The 19,050-nt window shown below is 59.8% G+C and carries 15 protein-coding genes; 7 read left to right on the forward strand and 8 right to left on the reverse strand.

Going from position 1 to position 19,050, the window contains the following annotated elements; genetic code table 11:
• The first annotated feature begins 92 nt into the window (after window positions 1-92).
• Together CYB_RS03245 and CYB_RS03250 are read left to right on the forward strand one after the other, a co-directional pair.
• Window positions 93-1,820, forward strand: a complete 1,728-nt coding sequence (locus tag CYB_RS03245) for an alkaline phosphatase D family protein (protein WP_011432327.1) — start codon at window positions 93-95, stop codon at window positions 1,818-1,820.
• A gap of 240 nt (window positions 1,821-2,060) precedes the next feature.
• Window positions 2,061-2,420 carry a hypothetical protein gene (locus CYB_RS03250; RefSeq protein ID WP_011432328.1) on the forward strand — a complete coding sequence of 120 codons (360 nt, stop codon included), beginning with the start codon at window positions 2,061-2,063 and terminating at the stop codon, window positions 2,418-2,420.
• 56 nt (window positions 2,421-2,476) lie between these two features.
• On the opposite strand, the gene CYB_RS03255 is transcribed toward CYB_RS03250, so the two are convergent.
• From CYB_RS03255 to CYB_RS03265, 3 genes are all read right to left on the reverse strand, one after another.
• Complete coding sequence (locus CYB_RS03255) at window positions 2,477-4,771, reverse strand: glycosyltransferase (protein ID WP_011432329.1); 2,295 nt, start codon at window positions 4,769-4,771, stop codon at window positions 2,477-2,479.
• An 84-nt stretch (window positions 4,772-4,855) separates the two neighbouring features.
• A complete protein-coding gene (locus CYB_RS03260) occupies window positions 4,856-6,793 on the reverse strand; it encodes a cellulose biosynthesis cyclic di-GMP-binding regulatory protein BcsB (RefSeq protein ID WP_011432330.1) in 1,938 nt (645 codons plus the stop codon).
• A gap of 148 nt (window positions 6,794-6,941) precedes the next feature.
• Window positions 6,942-7,343: a cupin domain-containing protein gene (locus CYB_RS03265; RefSeq protein ID WP_148202691.1), complete on the reverse strand. Its 402-nt coding sequence runs from the start codon at window positions 7,341-7,343 to the stop codon at window positions 6,942-6,944.
• 294 nt (window positions 7,344-7,637) lie between these two features.
• Here CYB_RS03265 and CYB_RS03270 point away from each other — a divergent pair, with 294 nt between their 5' ends.
• The 4 genes from CYB_RS03270 (at window position 7,638) to CYB_RS03285 (ending at window position 12,301) form a co-directional block, all read left to right on the forward strand.
• Window positions 7,638-9,278, forward strand: a complete 1,641-nt coding sequence (locus CYB_RS03270; RefSeq protein ID WP_083757631.1) for a hypothetical protein — start codon at window positions 7,638-7,640, stop codon at window positions 9,276-9,278.
• Window positions 9,275-10,405, forward strand: a complete 1,131-nt coding sequence (locus tag CYB_RS03275) for a hypothetical protein (protein ID WP_011432333.1) — start codon at window positions 9,275-9,277, stop codon at window positions 10,403-10,405. Before CYB_RS03270 ends, CYB_RS03275 begins: the two co-directional genes overlap by 4 nt.
• Window positions 10,406-10,544: 139 nt before the next feature.
• On the forward strand, window positions 10,545-11,357 hold the full coding sequence (locus CYB_RS03280; RefSeq protein WP_187147262.1) for a hypothetical protein: 813 nt from the start codon (window positions 10,545-10,547) through the stop codon (window positions 11,355-11,357).
• A 101-nt stretch (window positions 11,358-11,458) separates the two neighbouring features.
• Window positions 11,459-12,301 carry a universal stress protein gene (locus CYB_RS03285; protein ID WP_011432335.1) on the forward strand — a complete coding sequence of 281 codons (843 nt, stop codon included), beginning with the start codon at window positions 11,459-11,461 and terminating at the stop codon, window positions 12,299-12,301.
• Between the two features lie 8 nt (window positions 12,302-12,309).
• Here the strand turns inward: CYB_RS03285 and CYB_RS03290 are convergent, their stop codons facing one another.
• The 4 genes from CYB_RS03290 to prmA all read right to left on the reverse strand — a co-directional run bounded on the left by CYB_RS03290 (window position 12,310) and on the right by prmA (window position 16,856).
• Window positions 12,310-13,830 carry a hypothetical protein gene (locus CYB_RS03290; protein ID WP_011432336.1) on the reverse strand — a complete coding sequence of 507 codons (1,521 nt, stop codon included), beginning with the start codon at window positions 13,828-13,830 and terminating at the stop codon, window positions 12,310-12,312.
• The gene (gene hisS, locus CYB_RS03295; protein ID WP_011432337.1) at window positions 13,824-15,122 is read right to left on the reverse strand and encodes a histidine--tRNA ligase; all 1,299 of its coding nucleotides are present in this window, start codon (window positions 15,120-15,122) and stop codon (window positions 13,824-13,826) included. Before hisS ends, CYB_RS03290 begins: the two co-directional genes overlap by 7 nt.
• A gap of 94 nt (window positions 15,123-15,216) precedes the next feature.
• Window positions 15,217-16,053, reverse strand: coding sequence for a 16S rRNA (uracil(1498)-N(3))-methyltransferase (locus CYB_RS03300; RefSeq protein ID WP_071818141.1), 837 nt, complete (start codon window positions 16,051-16,053; stop codon window positions 15,217-15,219).
• A complete protein-coding gene (prmA, locus tag CYB_RS03305; protein ID WP_238376966.1) occupies window positions 16,023-16,856 on the reverse strand; it encodes a 50S ribosomal protein L11 methyltransferase in 834 nt (277 codons plus the stop codon). Before prmA ends, CYB_RS03300 begins: the two co-directional genes overlap by 31 nt.
• A 532-nt stretch (window positions 16,857-17,388) precedes the next feature.
• On the opposite strand from prmA, the gene CYB_RS03310 reads away from it, so the two are divergent.
• The gene (locus tag CYB_RS03310; protein WP_011432341.1) at window positions 17,389-18,249 is read left to right on the forward strand and encodes a hypothetical protein; all 861 of its coding nucleotides are present in this window, start codon (window positions 17,389-17,391) and stop codon (window positions 18,247-18,249) included.
• On the opposite strand, the gene CYB_RS03315 is transcribed toward CYB_RS03310, so the two are convergent.
• The gene (locus CYB_RS03315) at window positions 18,246-18,995 is read right to left on the reverse strand and encodes a phycocyanobilin:ferredoxin oxidoreductase (RefSeq protein ID WP_011432342.1); all 750 of its coding nucleotides are present in this window, start codon (window positions 18,993-18,995) and stop codon (window positions 18,246-18,248) included. The genes CYB_RS03310 and CYB_RS03315 overlap by 4 nt on opposite strands.
• Between the last annotated feature and the right edge of the window lie 55 nt (window positions 18,996-19,050).

The raw sequence follows: 19,050 nt of genomic DNA on the forward strand, positions 1-19,050 counted from the left end.
CTCAGCTTGGGGGCAAAAGTGCTTGACTAAAAAGGCGATTGGCCTTTGTTGCGGATCCCTTTACATTTGCCTGTGTCCCTGAGGTGGGCCCTATGAGTTCCCTGCGTTCCCGTCGCTTTTTCCTGCAGTTGCTGATGTTTGGAGGTGGGGCAGCCGCCCTGGCTGCCTGTGGAGGCACCTCCAGTTCCTCGATTCCCCCCCTGGGAGAGCCTGGATTTCCCCAAGGGGTATTTGCCGGGGATCCCACCTCGGAAGGGGCGGTGCTTTCCACGCGGGTGATCCCGGCCAGCGCGACAGATACGGTTGCGGTGACGTTGCAGGTGGCTGAGAATTCCGAGTTCAACCCCATTTCGCAACAAGTTTCGCTTACTGCTCGCCGTGTGGCGGGCCGCAACTACCGCACTGAGCCAGGCGACTACATTGCCCGCGCCGTCGTCACCGGCTTGAGGCCAGCGCAGCGCTACTTCTACCGGTTTGTCAGCGAGGGGTTTACCAGCCCTGTAGGCCAGTTTCGCACCCTGCCAGCTCCTGGGGATGGACGACCCATTCGCTTCTTACACATCAGTTGTGCCAACGAGCCTCCCTTTCCTATTGGGGCAGCCATGCTGGCAGAAGTCAGCCGCGGCGATATCGATTTCATTTCCTTTAACGGCGATACCGTCTACGCCGATCGCTTCTGGCTGGGGTTAGATCCCATCGGCAATCTGGAGTTCTACCGCAGCCTCTATCGGGATCAGCGGGATCCCAACTATGCCGGGCGGGAGTTCGCGCAACTGTTTGGCCGGACTTCCTTTGTTGTCAACTGGGACGATCACGAGGTGATTGACAACTACAGTGGCCAGAAGGCCCGCGGTGGCCGGGCCACTCAGCTGAACGACACCACCGGGCAAACCCGCGATGTGGAAGATCTCAAGGTGCTGGGCTACCAGGCTTTTTTTGAGTACAACCCCATTACCCCCAACCTGACAGATGTGGCCGGTGTGGATAGCCGGGATCGGCTGTTTCGCAGCTTCCGCTACGGGGCCAATGCCGAAGTCTTTATCCTGGATCTGCGCCAGTACCGGGATTTGGCGGCGGTCACCCCCATTTTGCCCATTTTGCCCCCCGGCCTGACCCGGCAGCGCTTTTTGGAGCTGGCTGGCATTCGTCTTACGCCCGAACAGGAAACCCTTTTCTTCGGCCCACCCGGCTCCGAACAAGCCCTGTTTAACCTGCTGCGCCGCACGCCCCGTACCCTCTTGGGCAATCCGCAGAAGCAGTGGCTGTTCAACGGCCTGCGCAACTCCACCGCCACCTACAAGTTCATCGTCAGCGAGTTTCCCATCACGGTGACCTATTTCCGCTCCAACGATGTTTGGGAAGGCTACTGGCTGGAGCGGCAGGAAGTCATTGACTTTATCGAGAGCAACAACATCCGCAACGTGGTGTTCTTGACCGGCAACAACCATGCCGGCTTCATCGGACAGGTCAACCCCGGCAGCAGCAACCCCATCTGGGAAGTGTGGACTGGCCCCACCGGGCGGAGCGTTACGGCCCTGAGCATTGACGAGCTGGGCAATCAACTGGGGATCCCCAATGCCAGCCGCCTGTATTACCGGATTGTGAACGGCTTTTTGGCACCGGTGAACCCGACCAATCCGCAAGTGAGCGGGATCCCAGGGGTAACGACGGGCAACTTGCGCTTTTTGGAGCTGGCGGTGCCCAACTACAACGTTATTGAAGTGTCCGGCAGCCGCTGCACCATTCAAATCAAAGGCCCTACCGGCAGTGTTTTGACGGATCCCTTAGGGCGAAGGGGGGAACTGAATTTGCCGCAATGAGAAGTCGGCCAGACCGATGCGGGAGCTTCGCCGGATTTCTGGTCAGAATTGAGGGATCCCTGCTCTACTCGGGATCCCTTTTTTTGTAACTCTTTTTCGCGATTTTCAGCATGAGATTCTTAAGATCCTTAACGTGATCTGAATCATTCGGGAGAAACGGATCTGGGTGCTAGAGTGTGGGCGTTGAGGTGGATCCCTGTAGAAAATCTATCTCCGTTTTTCAGTAGGGAGGGCAGTCTTATGGCTTCGGTGCGGGGCTGGTTGGTGGCAAGCTTAATAGGAGCGGCCACAGTTATCGGGGGCGCTGCCGCCTGGGCTCAGAGCCGTAGTTTGTGGCTTCTTAATGGACAATCGACCGTAGTTACAGGCTACTTCTACCGAGGTGAAAACATCTGGGCGCAGTGCGACCAGGATTGCTTCGATGTGGATCTGGTGCTTTACGATGCCAGCGGTCGGGTGGTGGCTGCAGATGAACTGTTGGACGATTTCCCCATCGTGCAGGCGCCCTACGAGGGCAACTTTTCCGTCAAGGTGATCATGGCTAGCTGTCTCCACCCCAGTGGTTGTGCTGTGATCGTAGACTCGGACTACAGCTTCTAGAAGGGTGCTGGCTGTCCTCACTTCGTCACCACTGCTTGGGAAACCGATTCAGTAGCCTAGGCTGCTTTATGAGCAGCTTCCTGGACTTTGGCATGGGTAAACTTGCTCAGCCCGTGGATGGTCTTTTCCCAGTAGAAGGGCTTGGTGAAAAGCTGCCACAGGGCCATGTAAGCTGCCATAGAGTGCAGTTGCCAGTAGATGGGGTTGAGCAGAGCATAGAAAGCCAGATCGTAGTAACCGCGGCGGAAGACCGCGACCAGGTTCAGGTAAATCCCAATGGCGTTGCCCACCAGGAGGTTAAACAAGCCCAGATAAACCAGCCAACTGGGAAATAGGTTTTGCAGCCAATGGGCGCGGGTGAGCAGCCAGTAAATAAACAGCAGCCACATGATGGGGCTGGTGAGAAAGGTAAAGAAGCTGCCCCCGATAAAAAATTGGTAGGATAGCCAGTTTTTGAGGCCCAGCTTGCGCAAGGAGCGCAGGGGGTTGCGGTTGTGGACCAGCCAAGTTTGCATGTAGCCTTTGATCCAGCGGGAGCGCTGCCGGATCCAGTTTTTAACGGCACAGTTGGCCTCTTCATAAGTGGTGGAGTTGATCACCCCCACCGTATAGCCGTGCTGGCTGGCGCGGATGCCCAAGTCGGCGTCTTCAGTGACGTTGAACGGATCCCATCCCTGCAGCTCCCGCAGGCGGTCAGTGCGAAAGTGGTTGCTGGTGCCACCCAAGGGGATCGGCATTCTGAGAGTTTCCAAACCCGGCAGAAGGTAATCAAACCAATAGGAATACTCCAGGGTGAACATGCGGGTGAGGAAGTTCTCGCTGCGGTTGAAGTAGTTGAGGGCAGCCTGGACGCAGACCAAGCTGGGATCCCCTTTTCGGAAGGCAATGACTGCTTTTTTGAGTTGGTCTGGATCCGGAATGTCTTCAGCGTCGTAGATGGTGAGATATTCGCCACGGGCAAAGGCCAGGCCGTAGTTGCAGGCTTTGGGTTTGGTCTTGGGTTTGCTGTCGGGCACCAACAGCAGGCGCACGTAGCGGGGGGGCTTGGCAGCTCGAGCTGCCTCAATGGTGTCTCGGTCGTTTTCCTCCAACAGAATAAGCACATCCAACCGCTCGTGGGGGTAATCCAGCTTAGAGAGAGACTTGATCAAAATCGGCATTACTTCCGGCTCTTTGTAGACCGGCACCAGGATGGTGTAGATAGGCAAGTCGCGATCATCCAAAGCGGCTACTTCCTCATCGGTAATCTGGTGGAAGCGATCGGCGGATCCCACTAGGCTGAGCAGCAGTTTGAACAGGATCGAAGCGACGTAAAAAAGATTGATCAGCAGCACCAAAATGGTCAGAGTCGTCCAGGGAGCAGTGGCCAACCCCAATAGAAATAGCAGCAGCAGGCCGTAGCCCACTGCAATCTGAGAAGGAGTAAACACCCGCGAGGCCGATTCCTCCGGCAGGCGGGCCATCAGCTTGTACACCGCCTCTTGGCTGAAGCGGGATCCCTGGTCTTGGCTGAGCAGTTGCGTGATATCCTGCTCGGTGCCCAGCACCTTTTCAATCCGCAAGCCTGGCCGCCAGCTGTAGAGCAGCTCATCCACCACCCAGTCCAGGGGGTCATTGACCATCACTGTAAGGGTGTGCTCATCCGTCCAGCTCAAGGGGTAGAAGAGGTGGCGCATCATCACCTCGGGATCAAACTGCCGGCTCAGGCTCTCGTCGCGGTGGAGCAGCCCTGTCCCCATTAGTTCTGAGACAGCGGGGTAGCCCAGCAAATGGGCTAGGATGCTGAGATACTCGGGGGTGGAGAGGTAGCTCAGCCGGGTCAGCACCTGCCCCAGGCTGGAGCCGGTGCGGCGGCGGATCTCCAAAGCCTGCTGCCACTGCTCTAAGGTAAGACGGCTGCCCAGCAGCTCGGCGGCCAGCTTGCGCTCAAGGATGACCGTCAGGATCTGCTTTTCAGTGGCTGGGATCTCCCAGAGTTTTTCTGCTTCCGGGCACAGGTGTTTCACAGACTGCCAAATGGCGGGGAAGCCCGGCTCTTCTGTGGCCACCACAACAGTTTGCGGGTCGAGCCAGCCACAGGGCAAAAAGCGCACCGGCACCAAATCAATAGGCTCAATCAGCCAAGGCAGCTCTGGATCTAGGGAGTGCTTGAGCAGCCAGTCTCTCAGCCTAGGCCGGTCCAGAATCTGGCGACACAAGTTGACAAACTTGCCCGGGTGCATGACTCGCAAGCTCCAAAGAGCCCTAGGCAAGGAGCAACTAGCTGCTTCGCGATACTCCTCAGCCTCAGCCAATTGCTGCCGGGTAAGGTAGCCCGTGCGCAAAAGCGAGGATTTGAGGGACTGGAGCATGGCTGGAAACCCTATTCGCGCAAGTGGGACGGAGTCCTTGCTTGGCTCAAGTCTGGTTTAACCGGAAGTCCTCTGCCAACCCCCCTAGGAAAGGGTGGGCGACTCAGGGCGGCGGGCCAAGCGTTGGTAGGTATTCCAGGCTCCTACTGCCAGCAAAAGGGCCAGCAGCAGCACTAACCAATAGCGGTATTGCCACAACAAAAGCTGCCAACTGAAGCGACCGGGGTAGCGCACTCGATAGCCTGCCGGCGTGAGATCCCAGCTCTGTACTTGGGTGAGATCGGGGGCAGCGGCATAGGCGGTGAGCACGTTTCCCTGTAGCTGGTTGGCCAGGCGGGTGCGCGGATCGGCAAGGCCGCGGCTGAGGCGCTCTGCCAAAGCCGGGTCAGATCCCCACCAGGAAAGCCAAAGGTTCGGCTTACCTTTCAGGAGAAAGTACTGCAAAAGGCCGAGGTTTTCTTGAGGCTGAGCGGCCAAGGCCACCTGCCGGTTGAGGGGATTGATGATTTCAAACTGGGATCCCAGCCGGATGGGGCTATTAAGCTCCACCTGATCTGGCCCAGCCACGATCACCTGCCAGGCAAAGTTCCCCGTCTCCAGGTTGGCTTCCTCTTTGGGCAAAACCTCAAGGGTGGGCAGCAGGGGTCGGGCAGCCAGCCGGCTGAGGGCACCGACCAGGTAGGCGGCAGCCGGCAGCAGTTGGGGATCCCCTACCCACACTTGGCCGGATCCTCGAAGCACCGCCGGGATCTCCTGCAGCTCGCCAGTGGGGGCTTGGTAGCCGCTCCAGATAAAGCCAGAGCTATCCGAGCGCACTTGCAAAGTCAGCGGGGTCAGGGATCCCTGGCAATTACCGGGGCTGGCGCCATAGTCAAAGCGGAGCTCCAGTTGATTAAAGCGGCGCAGCAGGCGGGTGGGCAGGGTCACAGTTTCGTTGAGCTGGGTGCGCCCGGTTAGGTTGTAGGTGCGCAACAGAACGCCATTCAAGAACACGTAGCCGGTGAGACGATCCCCCACCCGGCCATCCACCGGGTTCATGATCACATCCAGTTGCGCCGCCAGATCCCGCGGTCGTCCCCCCAATTGGGACAGGTTGAAGTTGAAGACCAAAGACTGGCTGCCAAACCCCCGCAGCAGCGGATCCACAATACCCAACTCCCGCAAGCTAAGGCGGTTGGCCCTGAGCGCTCTCTCCAGATCCGCCACCCTTGTCACCTGGATGCCGCGGCTGACCAGCCCCGCCCGCTTCCATTCTTCATAGAGAGCAAGAATAGCTTCCCGGCGGGCGGCCACTCGCAGGCGGGATCCCTCTGGGGTAATTTGATGCTGCAAGTGGGGGGTGAAATTGGCCGGCTCTAAGATCACCTGTGCCCCCTGCTTCGGACGGTTGCTCCACAGGATGGGCGTTTGCGGAAACAGGTGAGAAAGGAGGCTGTACAGCCACAGAGCTGCTTCCGCCGCTTCAGGAGTGAGGTCAGCCGGCACTACCAAAGTAACCTGAGGATACAGCCGGCCCAGAAAACCGGCCACCGTGGCATCAGGAACGAGGGGCGCCAGCTCAAAGAAACTATCCCGCCCTACCGTCAGCAGCAAATTGCCGGTATTCAAGTCGGCGCAAATATCGTCGCTGATGCTCAGGAAAGGCTGCACCGACAAGGTGATGAAGCGCTCGCTCCGCGCCAAGCTGGGGATGGGCACTCGCACCACCGGCTCCTGCCGCAGGTCCCGCACCAGAAAAAGGCCCATTAGCTCCTCGTTGATCAGCACCCGCACCGTGGACGTGGGCTTGAGCACCGGCGAGGGATCCAGGCGCAACTGCACAAAGCTGGCCTCAGGGTCAACACCGTTCAGGGGAGCAGGGATCCCGATATCTAGACGCGGGTTAGCTCCTTGCAGCAGCACCGAGCGGTCGTAGCCCAGCCTTTGCAGAGAAATGACTTCCGCTGCGTGGACAGCCGTCGGCCCGCAACACCAAAGCAAACCGGCAACCCACAAAGCCCACTGTCTTGCCTTCTGCGTCACCTTGACCCCCTCTTGTTGATCCCCAACTTGTTTGAGGCAGGCAAGCCCCTTGGCCCACCTGACCCAAGTTTGCCCAACATGCAGAAATCTGTAAGCTTTCGGGGGTCTTTACGCACAAACCGTAGATTCGGATGCCCAGGGGATCCCTTTACTGGCGGGCGTAGTCATCCTCAAAGCGCACAATGTCGTCCTCCCCGAGATATTCCCCGTTTTGCACCTCGATCAACACCAAGGGAAGGGTGCCGGGGTTTTCCAGGCGGTGCTTGGTGCAGGGGGGAATGTAGGTGGACTCGTTGGAGCTCAGCAGCATCACCTCTTCTCCACGGGTAACCTTCGCTGTGCCCCTGACCACGATCCAGTGCTCGCTGCGGTGGTAGTGCATCTGCAGGCTGAGCCGATGGCCAGGCTTCACCTCGATGCGCTTGATCTTGTACATCGGGCCTTCATCCAAAACCCAGAAGGATCCCCAGGGACGGGTCTCTGCTTGAGAGGGCACCAGCTCAAGCGCTGGAACTGCTGCTTCATTCACGTCCCGCACAGCCTGCAACATAAGATCATGTCCTCGCAAAGTCACCCTCATTCTCTCTCAGCGTCCGAGACCTCCTCATCGACAATATGGCTGAATTGGCCTACGCCAAAACTCGTAGAAAAAGACTCTCAAGACAGGGAATGCTAGTCTATCCCTGTGTCCAGTGCCTAGACACGTCAGCCCATCCCCACGCCCTACTTGAGACATGTTCTCATTAACACTAAATAGCTCTTGAGGCTCGATTGGCGATTTAACCAGTTACCCTCCAATTAATCTCCAATTAATTCTAAATTCTTGAAGCTACTGAAGTAACCCATGTTTCTCAACAGGCTCAGGGCTTTCTTGCAGCTCTTCGGGTCTACCGGGATCCTGTTTCTGCTGCTGGCTAGCCTTCTGTGGGGTTTGAAGGAGGGCTGGGGCTGGGTGAGCTTGGAGATGCAGTTTCTCGGCTACAAGGGATCCGTGGCGGTTTTGGGGCCGGATCCGCGCCTGCCCATTGTGGGCACCACCTTTCCTCCCTTGCTGGTGCTGGCTACGGCCATTCTGGGACGATCCCCGCTGTTGCTGCAGACCATCTTGGGCTCTTTGCTGCTGGGCTGGGTGTGGCGGCAGTTACGCCGTTTGCCGGTGGAGGTGGGATGGTGCTGGCTGTGGGGTTTGTTGATGGTGGTGCAGCCGACTTTGATCTTGATGCTGCTGCGCAGCCCCGCTTGGACGGCCACCTCGCTTTTGCTGGGGGTAAACATGGCCTTGTTGTTTCCCCTGGCTGACGAGAAACGAGCAGCGGGGAAGTCAGTGGCGGCAGGGGATGAGCTGCCTATTACCCTGAGGCTGCTGCTCGTTGGGCTGGCGCTGGGGCCCCTGATGGTGCTGCGCTGGGAAAGCGGATGGCTGCTGCCCTGGGCGGGGATGCTGCTGCTGGTGGCCTTTCGCCGAGAAGTCTGGGGGTTTCGCTGGGCCTCGCTGTTGGTGGCCGGCTTTGTCAGCCTAGCCTTGATCCTGAGCTGGCTGTATGTGAATTGGCTGTCGGTAGGGGATCCCTGGGCTTTCACCTACCAGGTGGGCAGCGGTCTGCGGCTGCCGCAATTGCGGGAAGACTTGCAGCAGGCGGGTGGCTGGCGGGGGGTGCTGGAGGCTGGGAAATGGCTGGCGGTGCTGGCCCCTGCCTATCTGCTGTTGGGGCTGGGATCCCTGCTGGGCCGAGGCCCGGGTCGCTGGGTATGGGCTCTGGTCTGGGGGATGCCGCTGGTCATCCTGCTGGCTTCTCTAGGGCAGGGGCTGTTTTTGCGGGAGCTGAGCCGCTTTGGCCTTTTCTGGGTGCCGCTGCCTTTGCTGATGGGCGCCTACTTGTGTCGCGGAGCCGGCCCCGGCTGGGCTAAGCGCCTGTTGATCACTGCCCTCTTGGGGTTGAACTGCCTCACTGCCGGTTATGGGGTGAGCCAAGAGCCGGGTTTCTTCATGCCCCTGGTGGCCGAGGAGCGGGATCTCTGGGAGCGGCTGGTGGCAGGGTTAGTGCCCCTTAGTGGCGAGTTGGAAGCTGCCCAAAACCTGTATGAAGTAACCTCTGCTGGGCAAGCCCTAGAAGACTGGCGGAGGCTGCGGCAGGAAAAGCGCCAGGTTGGGCAGTATCTCTATCGCCACCTGTTGCCCGGACAAAAAGTGCTGGTGGACGACGACATCCACTTTGAGGCTATCTTTTGGGCAAGGGATCCCCGCTCTTTCCTTACTCCTCACCAGTACGAGTTTGCCCTGGCCCTTCAGCATCCCCAGGAAAGGGTGGACTACCTCTTGGTAGCGGGGCTGGCGGATCCCTTGCGGAGCGCCGATCGCATCCTGCAATTTTGGCCTGAGCTCAATTTTGAGGGGCTGCCGGGCTTCAGGGAGGTTTATAGCTCCCCCCAAGTGCGGCTGTGGGCTCGCCAACACCAAGAGGAACCGCAGGAGGAGAGGAGATGAAAAGGAGACGATCCTGGCAGCGGCGACAGGTGCTGCAAGCGGGCGGAGCGCTGCTGGCTGCCTATGGGGTTGCCGGCTGTGGCCAGGAGTTTTTGAGTCAGCAGGGGAGTCGCAGCCCGGAAAATGCCGAGACGGGAAGCATGAACTTGTCAGAGCTGCTGGCCCGCTGGCAGGTGGGCATTGGCGAGGATCCCGGTCGCTTCCTCTGGGAAATCGAGTCGGATCCGCAGGTGGCGGCAGTGGCGCAGGGGTGGGATCCCCATTTCCTGAGCGGTTGGCTGAACAGCTTTGATCACCGCCAGGGAGATCTCTCCTTTTGGCGCAACTGGCACCAGGCTGGGCTCTTGCGGCAGTGGTTTGAGCGGGGCTATACCCTGCATGTCATCACCTGGGAAGACGACACCCACCGCCCCTGCGGCGACTATCACATCTCCCCGCAATTTGTGGAGGACGTGGCCGAGCTGGCGGGCTATATTGCCCAAGCCAATCCTCAGGGCCGCCCTACCTATTGGAGCCTGGCCACGGAGTTTTCCTATTGGCGGATCCCAGCAGATACCTACAACGCCGACACTGCTTTCTACTACCAAGCCCTGATGCGCAATGTCCTCAAAGCCCGACAGGCCATCAAAGAGCGGCTGCCAGAGGCCGAAGTGGCCCTGTGCTGGGGGGGCTGGATTGCCACCTTTGACGACCCTTCCCAGGGGGCAGGCCGCAGCATGGTGGAGCCCTTTGCCGAGACTATGAGCCAAATGGACGGGATCGCCTTCCAGTCGATGCGCCAGCGGCGGCCCGGAGAGTTTAATCCAGAGTTGAACGGCCCGGATCCCGGTAACCCGGAGCAGATCCGCCTCTGTTGCCGCCTGTTTTCCCCCATCCACTCCAACCTGATGTTGGCCCACTACGAGCCATCGATTAAGGACAAGCACCCCAGCGGCGGACGGGCCGACACCGTCCATACAGACTTTCAGCTCATGAGCCAGCCGGAGTGGCTGCAGGAAGTGTCTCAACTGGGGCTGCGGCGCTTTTCTCTCATGCACTACGGCCTGTATAAGGGGGATCCCTTCGGAGCGCTGACCGCCGCTCGCCAATTCCGGGCACAGGTGGGCCTACCGGCTGCCACCTCATAGTTAGCAGTCGTTCCAAAGCCGGTTTTGTCCCGGATCTTGGCCCAAATCTTGATCCTAGGGATACAATCCCCCTGAAGCTGCCGGGATCCCTGCCATGGAGAAGCTGAGATTTCTAAGGGCAAGCCTGCTGGCGAGTCTAGTGGTTAGTGCAATGCCGCCGGAGCTGCCGGCCTGGGCAGGATGCGGTTTTCCCCGCGGTGCCGGCAAGACTTTTTTTTCGCTGCAGCCGGAGGTCTATCGGCCTCGCACCCGCTTTGATCAGGGGGGACGCCTGCAGCCGGCCCTTTCGGAGTACGGAGAAACCCGCCTCAACCTTTTCGCCGAGACTGGCCTTAGCGATCAGCTCACTCTCAACCTCAACACCAGCTACGTTTTCATCGAAAATCGCTTTGCCAGCGGGGCTGACACCGTTACCCAGCGCAACCAGGGCCTGCGGGATCTGGAACTGGGCCTGCGCCATACTTGGGGGAACGGGGATCCCTTCTTCTCGGCTCAGCTAACGGCCTTGATCCCGCCCGGATATGCCACCCAAGACATTCCCCTGCCCTTGGGGTACGGTGTTTTCGGCTACGATCTCAAAGTTGGGGTGGCGGCCAATACCCAGTTGGGATCCCTGCCTGCCTTTTTCGACTCCTGCCTCACGTTCCGAGATTACTTGGGCTATCCCGGGGATCGGGTCAAGGCCAACCTGACCTTCGGGGCAGACCTGACTCCTGAGCTGCAGGCCATCCTGGCTTTGGATGGAGATTTTACCTTGGGCAACGGTGCACCTTTGCTGTTTGGAGATTTGGCGGTTCAGGATCCCGACTACGACAACCTCAAGCTTTCGGGCCAGCTCAACTGGCGGTTGGAGGGAGGGTTAACGCTGGGCTTGGGAGGGTTTCAGTTCCTGGCCGGTCGCAACACCAATGCCGGCGGCGGCTTCACCGGCTATGTGTGGCTAAGTTACTGAAACCCAACAAAATGTTGCAGGACATCCCCTACGGTAACAGGGATCCGCAGGGGCAGATCTAGGATGAGTCTTGGCAAACTACGGCCCGGAGAACGGATCCCATGCCTCGATTTGAGAACCTCATTGCCGCTATCGACGGCAGCGGCCCCACTGAGCAAATGGTGCATACCCTTCTGTCTCTGCCGGCCTTTGCCCAGTGCCACGTGACATTGCTGCATGCGGTGCCTTCCCAGACCTCTGCCGAGGAGATGCGGGCTGCCTGGCAAAAGGGGCAGGAACTGCTGGCCCAAACCCTGCAGACTTTCCCCCCCCGCCCAGGGCTAAAGATCAGCACGCAACTGGTGGAAGGGGATCCCAAGGTGGTGGTGCTGCAGGTGGCCGAGTCCCTGCCCAATCCGCTGATTGTGATGGGATCCCGGGGGCGCAACCGCATCATGGCCATTTTGCAGAACTCGGTGAGCCAATATGTGTTCCAGCTCGCCTCCTGCCCAATGCTGCTGGTCAAAGACGACGCCTACGTCAAATACCCCAGCCATGTCATGGTGGCCCTCAACAACTCCCCCGCTGCCCAGGCCGCCTTTGCCACGGCCCTTGACTTGATCTCCGGCATTCAAGGGGCCCAGATCTTCCTGGCCTCTGTGCAGTTGGATGCCGACAACCCAGGTAGAGATGAGGCTCTAGATCGGGCAATCGACATCCTCAAAAACCGGCAAATCGGCCACCAAGTGTTAACTGCCGTCGGGGATCCGGCTACGGAGATTGTCCGCCTGGCTGAAGAAAGCAAGGCCGATCTGCTGGTGATGGGATCCCCTGACCGCCGACCTACCATTGCCCGCAGCATTCCCGATTTGGATCGGCTGTTGGGGCGTTCCATCTCTGACTATGTGCGGGTTCACATCGGCTGCCCCGTGCTGATGGTGCGTTCCGTCCAAGACAGCGACTGAGCCAGGCTTCAAGGCAGTATGGAGCGGCGCTCTGTAACTCGGTCACTCTGCTGCTGACGATCCGGGCTGACGGCCCAAGCTTCAAAGATCAGCTCAGGGACTCCGGGAGGGATGGTCATGCGGGTGAGGGCTTGCCACTGCCCCTGCTCGTCACGGGAGAAGTCCAGCAACCAACGGGGGCCATCCACCAAAGAGCGAGTGCGGCCATGCTTGACCCAAAACTTGATCCAATAAGGTGGCTGGGAGGCGGCGCCGGCGGCGGAGGCAGGGGCCAAGGCCGGCAAACGCAGCACCACATCGAAATTGTCGCCCGCTCGCAATTGCTCAGGCACCAGCAGTTGTGGCGCCGGGCACACTTCTGGCGGCGGGGGCGAGTTTTTGGTGTCCTTGCTGGTGGCAGGCAGGGCGAATGCAGGCGGAGGTGGGGTGGCCGGGCTCCCTGCTGGGGCTGGCAGGGCGGCATCCTCGCCCATTGGCTCAGCTTGGGGGGGTGAGGGAAGAGGGGAAATCGGCGCCGCAGGCTGGGGGTTAGGTTCGGGTGCGGCCTTAGCAGAGGGCTCTGCCGGCTGAGTCGAGCCGGGATCCCCTCCAGCAGGAGCACTGTGCTGCCAGATGCGCAGCAGCTTTTGCAAGGTTCGTTCGGGAGAGAGCAGGGTTGCGGTCGAGGCAGGACTGGCAGCATCGGCCAGCCTCTCTTCCTCTTGCTGCTGCGGGAGGGGGATCCCTGCGCCAAGAAGTCCTGCCTCTTGGCTGCGACAGCGAATGGAAAAGGGGATGGTCAGGGTCTGAGGCGACGGCTCTGGATCCCACCAGGAGGAGGGAGTAAGGGCCAGTTCTCCCCGTAAAGGACGGGCCCACACTTGGCTGGGCAGGGTGATGGGGATGCTGAACACCGCCGTCCGCGCCCCCGCCGGGAGTTGAATTTGCCGTTGTCCCTGGAAAAGCGGCCTCTCCTCCCCTTCTGGCCAAACCTGTACCCGCAGCTCGCCGCTGCAGCCGATCCGCCCCGTCAACACCAGCACCTCCTCCGGGGATCCCTCCAATTCACTGTGCATTAGGGAAAACAGCTCTGGCGGGATGGCGACCTCTTTTTTCTGGGGGGGCTCAAACCCGGCCTCTTCAGCCACCGGGGCAGGGATCCCTCGTTCCGGCTCCAGAGGGGCAGGCACAACCTGAAAACGGAGACAATTGTCCAACTCGGTTTCACCGAACAGTTCTGCGATCAAGTCGGCATCTCGGCAGTGCAATTCCCAAAACCCAGGGGTGAGGCGGCTGGCAGGCAAAATAATGCCGATCCCTTCATCGTTGGTGCGCACAGAACGGGTTTGGACCTGTGGAGGAGTCGTGCCGGTGTTGGGGCCCTGATTCTGTGGCCCTAGAGGACGCTGCCGGACTTCCACCGTGATGGTGAAGTGGGGCTGGGGCGAACGGGCAACAATGGTGTAGGTATCTTCTTCCAGAACTGCTCCCTCGGCTGGTACTGGCTGCCAGTCTTCCTGGCCGTCCCGCCGAACCCAGAAATTTAACATAGCTCCATCACCTTAGGTGCTCCGCACTGCTGACCCGAATGGGATGCCAGATACTTAACCAGATCGGCTTGCAAAAGGGTTTGCTGTTGCCCTGTAGGCAGGTGCTTAAGCTGTACCTCTCCGGCTGCAGCTTCCGCATCCCCTAGCACAACAGCCCAAGTTGCGCCGCTGCGGCTGGCCCGTTTGAACTGCTTGCCAAAGGCGCTGCCGCTCAGATCCAGCTCGGTGCAGAAACCGGCTCGGCGCAGCGCTTGAGCGATCCGGAGGGATTGGGCCTCAGCCTTCGCCCCACGGGAGATCACGTAAACCTCGACCGGTGCTGGCGGAGCCTCCCCTTGTTTCTTTTGCAACAGCAGCACCAGCCGCTCCATGCCGACGGCCCAGCCCACCGCTGGGGTAGAAGGTCCGCCCAGCTCTTCCACCAAGCCGTCGTAGCGACCACCCCCACAGACGGTACTCTGGGATCCCAAGTCAGGTGAGACGATCTCAAAGGCGGTGTCGGTGTAGTAGTCCAGGCCCCGCACCAAGTAGGGATCCAACTGGTAGGGAATATCCAACATCTGCAGGTGAGCTTGCACCTGCTCGAAGAAAGCCCGCGATTCTGGGCCGAGGTAATCCGGCAGCTTGGGGGCCCCCTCGGCAATCTCGCGGGTGCGGGGATCCTTGCTATCCAGAATGCGCAGCGGGTTGCGGGTGAGACGCTCTTGGGAGTCAGGATCCAGCTTCTCCCGCAAGGGAGTGAGGTAGTCCACCAGGGCCTGGCGATAGGCCCGCCGATCCTGCAGATCCCCCAGGGAATTGAGCCGCAAGCTCAGGTTCTCCGCCCCCACCGCTTGCAACAGCTCCCAGGCCAAGGCGATGACTTCCGCATCGGCGCGGGGATCCCGGCTGCCCAGCAGCTCTACCCCCAACTGGTGGAACTGGCGTTGCCGCCCCGCCTGGGGACGCTCATAGCGAAACATCGGCCCACAATACCAGAGGCGTTGCACATCTCCAGCCGTTTGCAGCCCGTGCTGGATGTAGGCCCGCACCACACCTGCTGTGTTCTCTGGGCGCAGGCTCACCTCTTGCTCGCCACGGGTGCTGAAGGAGTACATCTCCTTGCCCACCACGTCAGTGGCACTGCCAATGCTGCGGGCAAAGAGCTCCGTCAACTCCAGGATGGGGGTGCGAATTTCTTGGTAGTTGGCCCGTCCCAGGATCTCTCGGGCGCTGGCTTCCACCTGCTGCCAGAGCCGCACCTCCTGCGGCAGAATATCTCGGGTGCCCCGCACCGCCTGGATCATCTCCATTCTCGTTCTCCCTCCCTGGGGTGGGCCTGGCCGCCTGCTATGCCAATGGCTGTTCTCGTCAAAGGACTCCGTCCCGCTGACGCAAACGGCCTAGTTATTGATTATCGGCGACAACACTCCCCGTCGCTAGCGGAGCCAAATGACCCCGATCCAAGCTCGAGTCCAACCAGGAGTAGGTGGCGGCAATTTGGCTGGTGGCAACAACAGCGGCGGTGGTGGCTCGCAAGATGGTAGGGCCAAGGGAGACGGACACTCCCCCATATTCCTCAGCCTGCCGACGTTCGGCAACCGTCCAGCCCCCTTCTGGGCCAATGGCTATGGCCAAGGCCGGGATCTGCAGCTTTGGCAGGGCCTGCACCAGCAGGGGGGCGTTCTCGCGCGCCACGGCTATACCCCACCAGAAGGACTCCGTCCGAGTAGCGCGAACGGCTTGCAGCTCCGCCAGCCAACTTGTCCAAGGGGTGGGGGGATCGACCTGAGGCCAGCGCAACCGCTCACATTGTTCTGCGGCCTCCCGCACAATTTTTTGCCAGCGTTCCTGCCGCCCAGATCCCGGTTCCAACACGGTGCGCTCTGTCAGCAGGGGGGTAATTCGCGCCACCCCCAGCTCGGTAACCTGGCGGAGCACCTCGTCAAACCCCTGCCCTTTGACCACCGCCAAGCCCAGATGCAAAAAAACGGGCAATTCCCGCGGCAGCGTCTCCACCTCGCCCACAATTTGGGATCCCTGAGCTTGCCAACGGGCCGCCCACAGCTTGCCTGAGCCGTCCAAAACCAAAAAGAGATCCCCTGGCCTGAGGCGGCGCACCCGCTGCAAGTAGTGCTGTTGCGGGCCGGTTAAACGGAGAACACCACTCGGATCCCGCTGCGCCGGGTCAATCGCCAACCGGGGCAAAGCGCTCAGGTCATGCGTGCGTTCAGACAACACCATTCCCCCCGTCGCCAGAGGGCTGCCACCACCCATTCGTTGGCCTCCAGCATCTCCGCCACCAACTTGGCCTGCTCGATGAGGATGCCGCTGAGGATCAGCCATCCCCCCTCCTTCACCACCAGCCGAAACTCCGGGATCATATCCAGGATCACATCTGCCAGGATGTTGCACACCAGCCCATCCACCATTTCGGGAATCTGCTCCAGGCTGCCCTGAGCGACCACAATGCGATCCGTCAGGCCGTTGAGATCGCGGTTGTGCATCGTGGCTTGCACCGCCAGGGGGTCGATGTCCACCGCAAACACCCGCTTCACCCCCAACAGGGCCGCCGCCAACGACAAAATGCCGGATCCACAGCCCACATCCGCCAGCGTCGCCGCCGGGGGATCCCCTCCCCAGCTCTCCAGGCGCATCTCCAGCGACTCCAGACAGAGCTGCGTGGTGGGGTGAGTGCCCGTGCCGAAGGCCATACCGGGATCCAGCCGCAACAGGTGCCGACCGGGGTGAGGGGGCGGATCCAGCCAGGCCGGACAAATGAGCAACTTATCCCCGATGGGTTGGGGCTGCCAGTGCTGCTTCCAACTGCTGCTCCAATCTTCCGCCTCTATGCGTTCCCAGCGCAGCTTGGGAACCCGCTGACCGGCAATGAGGGCATCCTGCTGCAGGCGCAGGGAGAGGGCTGCCAAATCCAAGAGGCTGACGTGAGGCCAAGGCAGATAGGCGTGAATGCAAATCTGATCTTCGCCATAGGCTTGGCTGGTCATGCCCCGACAGCCAAAATTCTCCAGCCGCCAAAAGATCAGGTCTTCTTGGGCAGGGGAGGCGATGAGACTGATATCCCACCAGGCTCCACCGGGATCCGGCGCTTGTGCGGGCGAAAACGGAGTGGGATTGGCAACAGTTCTGCTCACAGGGATCCCTTCACAAACCTAAAGGAAAACCAAAGTGATGGCTAACAAGATGGCGCTCCAAGTCGCCAAGCCAGCTACACACAATGCGGTACTTTATATCAAAAATTGCAGCACTCTACTCAATCCATAGTTTAGGCTTTAAGAGCCTACTCCAGCTATCCCGGCTATCCTAGGATTTGAAGGCTTACGCCGTCGGTTCAGCAGCGAAAAAAGGGGGGGAGCCCCCCAATTGGGGGATGACCCTCAGCGGCTCTTTGGATGACCAGCTCAGCCCTGTGAGATAGATTAAGTCCAAAAGCATTGAACAAGAATTGGATGCAGCGTTGACATTCGTTCCGAGCCTCAGTGATTTTGCGGATAGATGGGGTTTGGCTGGGGCGTACTGAGCAACGATGGAGAAGGAGCAACGCAGGTGGCGAGGTCGATGTCAACTGATGAGCAATCAGCACAGCAGGGCACTCCCCAGCCCAAGGTGGCTTCTCTAGGAGTTGCCGGGGATCGGGAAGCGCGGAAGAGGGCTGCCCATGAAGATCTTCAGCCGCTCAAAGTCAGCACCCGCAAGGACTCCGTGCCGCTGACGCGATCCGCTCTGATGCGGCGTTTTAACCAGAGCTTTCCGCCTTTTTACAGCCAGTTTGTCAGCAGCGAGGTACAGGCCCAAAATCTGCGCTTGGCTTACACCCTCTACCAGACCCGCAAGGCGGTGGTACAGGTGCAGGACGAAGGTCGCAAGACGGTGGTCTGTCTGGCCTACCGCAACCGACCTTCTCTGCTCAGCGATCTGTTTGGGGTGTTCACCGCTTTTAATCTCTCGGTGCATGGCATTCATCTCTATGGGCAGATCTACTCACCACACCTGGTGTTTATCCGCACCATTGTCTCCCGCGATGGCCACAGCCTTTCTTCCCAAACCAAGCTCAGCCTAGAACGGGCCATTCACGAATGCCTGGCGGGTGTGTTTCGCGTTCATGAAACCTTGGCGCTGGAGTTTGATCTCAAGGCCGGCCTGAAAGAGGCGCAGGTTTCTTTTTACTTTGACCCAGTGTTTCATTTGCCCACACTTTTGGTGGATGTGGACAACCAGCCGGGCGCGTTTTACCGGGTGATGACGGCCCTCGCGCAGGAGGATTTGACCGTTGTTAACCTCAACTTGATGCTCCGCCGCAAGCAGACGCGCTTTATTTTCTACTTGCTGGGGCCGGATTCAACTCCAACCATGCCGGAGTTCCTGGGGCAAAAATTGGCCTTGAGCATCCAGCAGCGGCTGCAAGGGGATCCCGCCTAGATCTGCACGGGACTGGGAGGCAAATCGAAAAGGACGGTGTTCATGTAGCGCTCTGCCCAGGCGGGACCGAAGGCTTTTTCCAAAACGCGGCGGGTGCGGTCGTTCTGCTGTTGCTGGCTGCAATAGCGCTGCTGCCCCTGGTAGTGGGCCAAAATCTGGCCGGGATCCGTCTGTGGGGGGATCTGCTGCGCCAGCCGGCAGTGAATTTCCAGGAAACGGCGGGCAAAGTGCAAAAAGCGGTCGGCCTCTGCTTCGTCGGCAGGACGCACGAACAGACAGTAGGGAGAAAAAATCGTGCCCCACTCCGGCAACCGGCGCCGGTGTTGGAAAGGGACGAGATGGGATCCCAACGCTTCCAGCTCCTGGATATAGAGATCGGGCAAGCTGGGGGTCACCGGCGAGAGATCGACAATGGCGGCGCTCACCTGTCCGCGACCGACCACAATGTCGCAACCGAACAGCGGCAGCGGGTACTGCGGCTGCGGAAACATAACGCAATGGAGAATATCCAGGCTCTGCCCGGCCTGGGCCAGCTCCAGGTGCAGTTTGCGAAAGGGATCCCCTTGGTAGCAGCGGTTTTCAATTTGCAATTTCTCACCCTCTAGGCGGCCTTCCACGTAGCCCAGATCTTCAGGCAGAGGATAGGGGGCTAGGGTGAGGGTAGATCCCCAAACGTTCAGGATTGCCTCAGATAAGCCCTGAATGAGCGGATGCAGTTGGGCAGAGAGAGCAGGAGCGGTGAACATAAGACTCTAGAAGAAAGGCCAAGAACCCCATCCAACCTTGACCTTGGCTCCATGC

The organism is Synechococcus sp. JA-2-3B'a(2-13) (assembly GCF_000013225.1).
Taxonomy (GTDB): Bacteria; Cyanobacteriota; Cyanobacteriia; order Thermostichales; family Thermostichaceae; genus Thermostichus.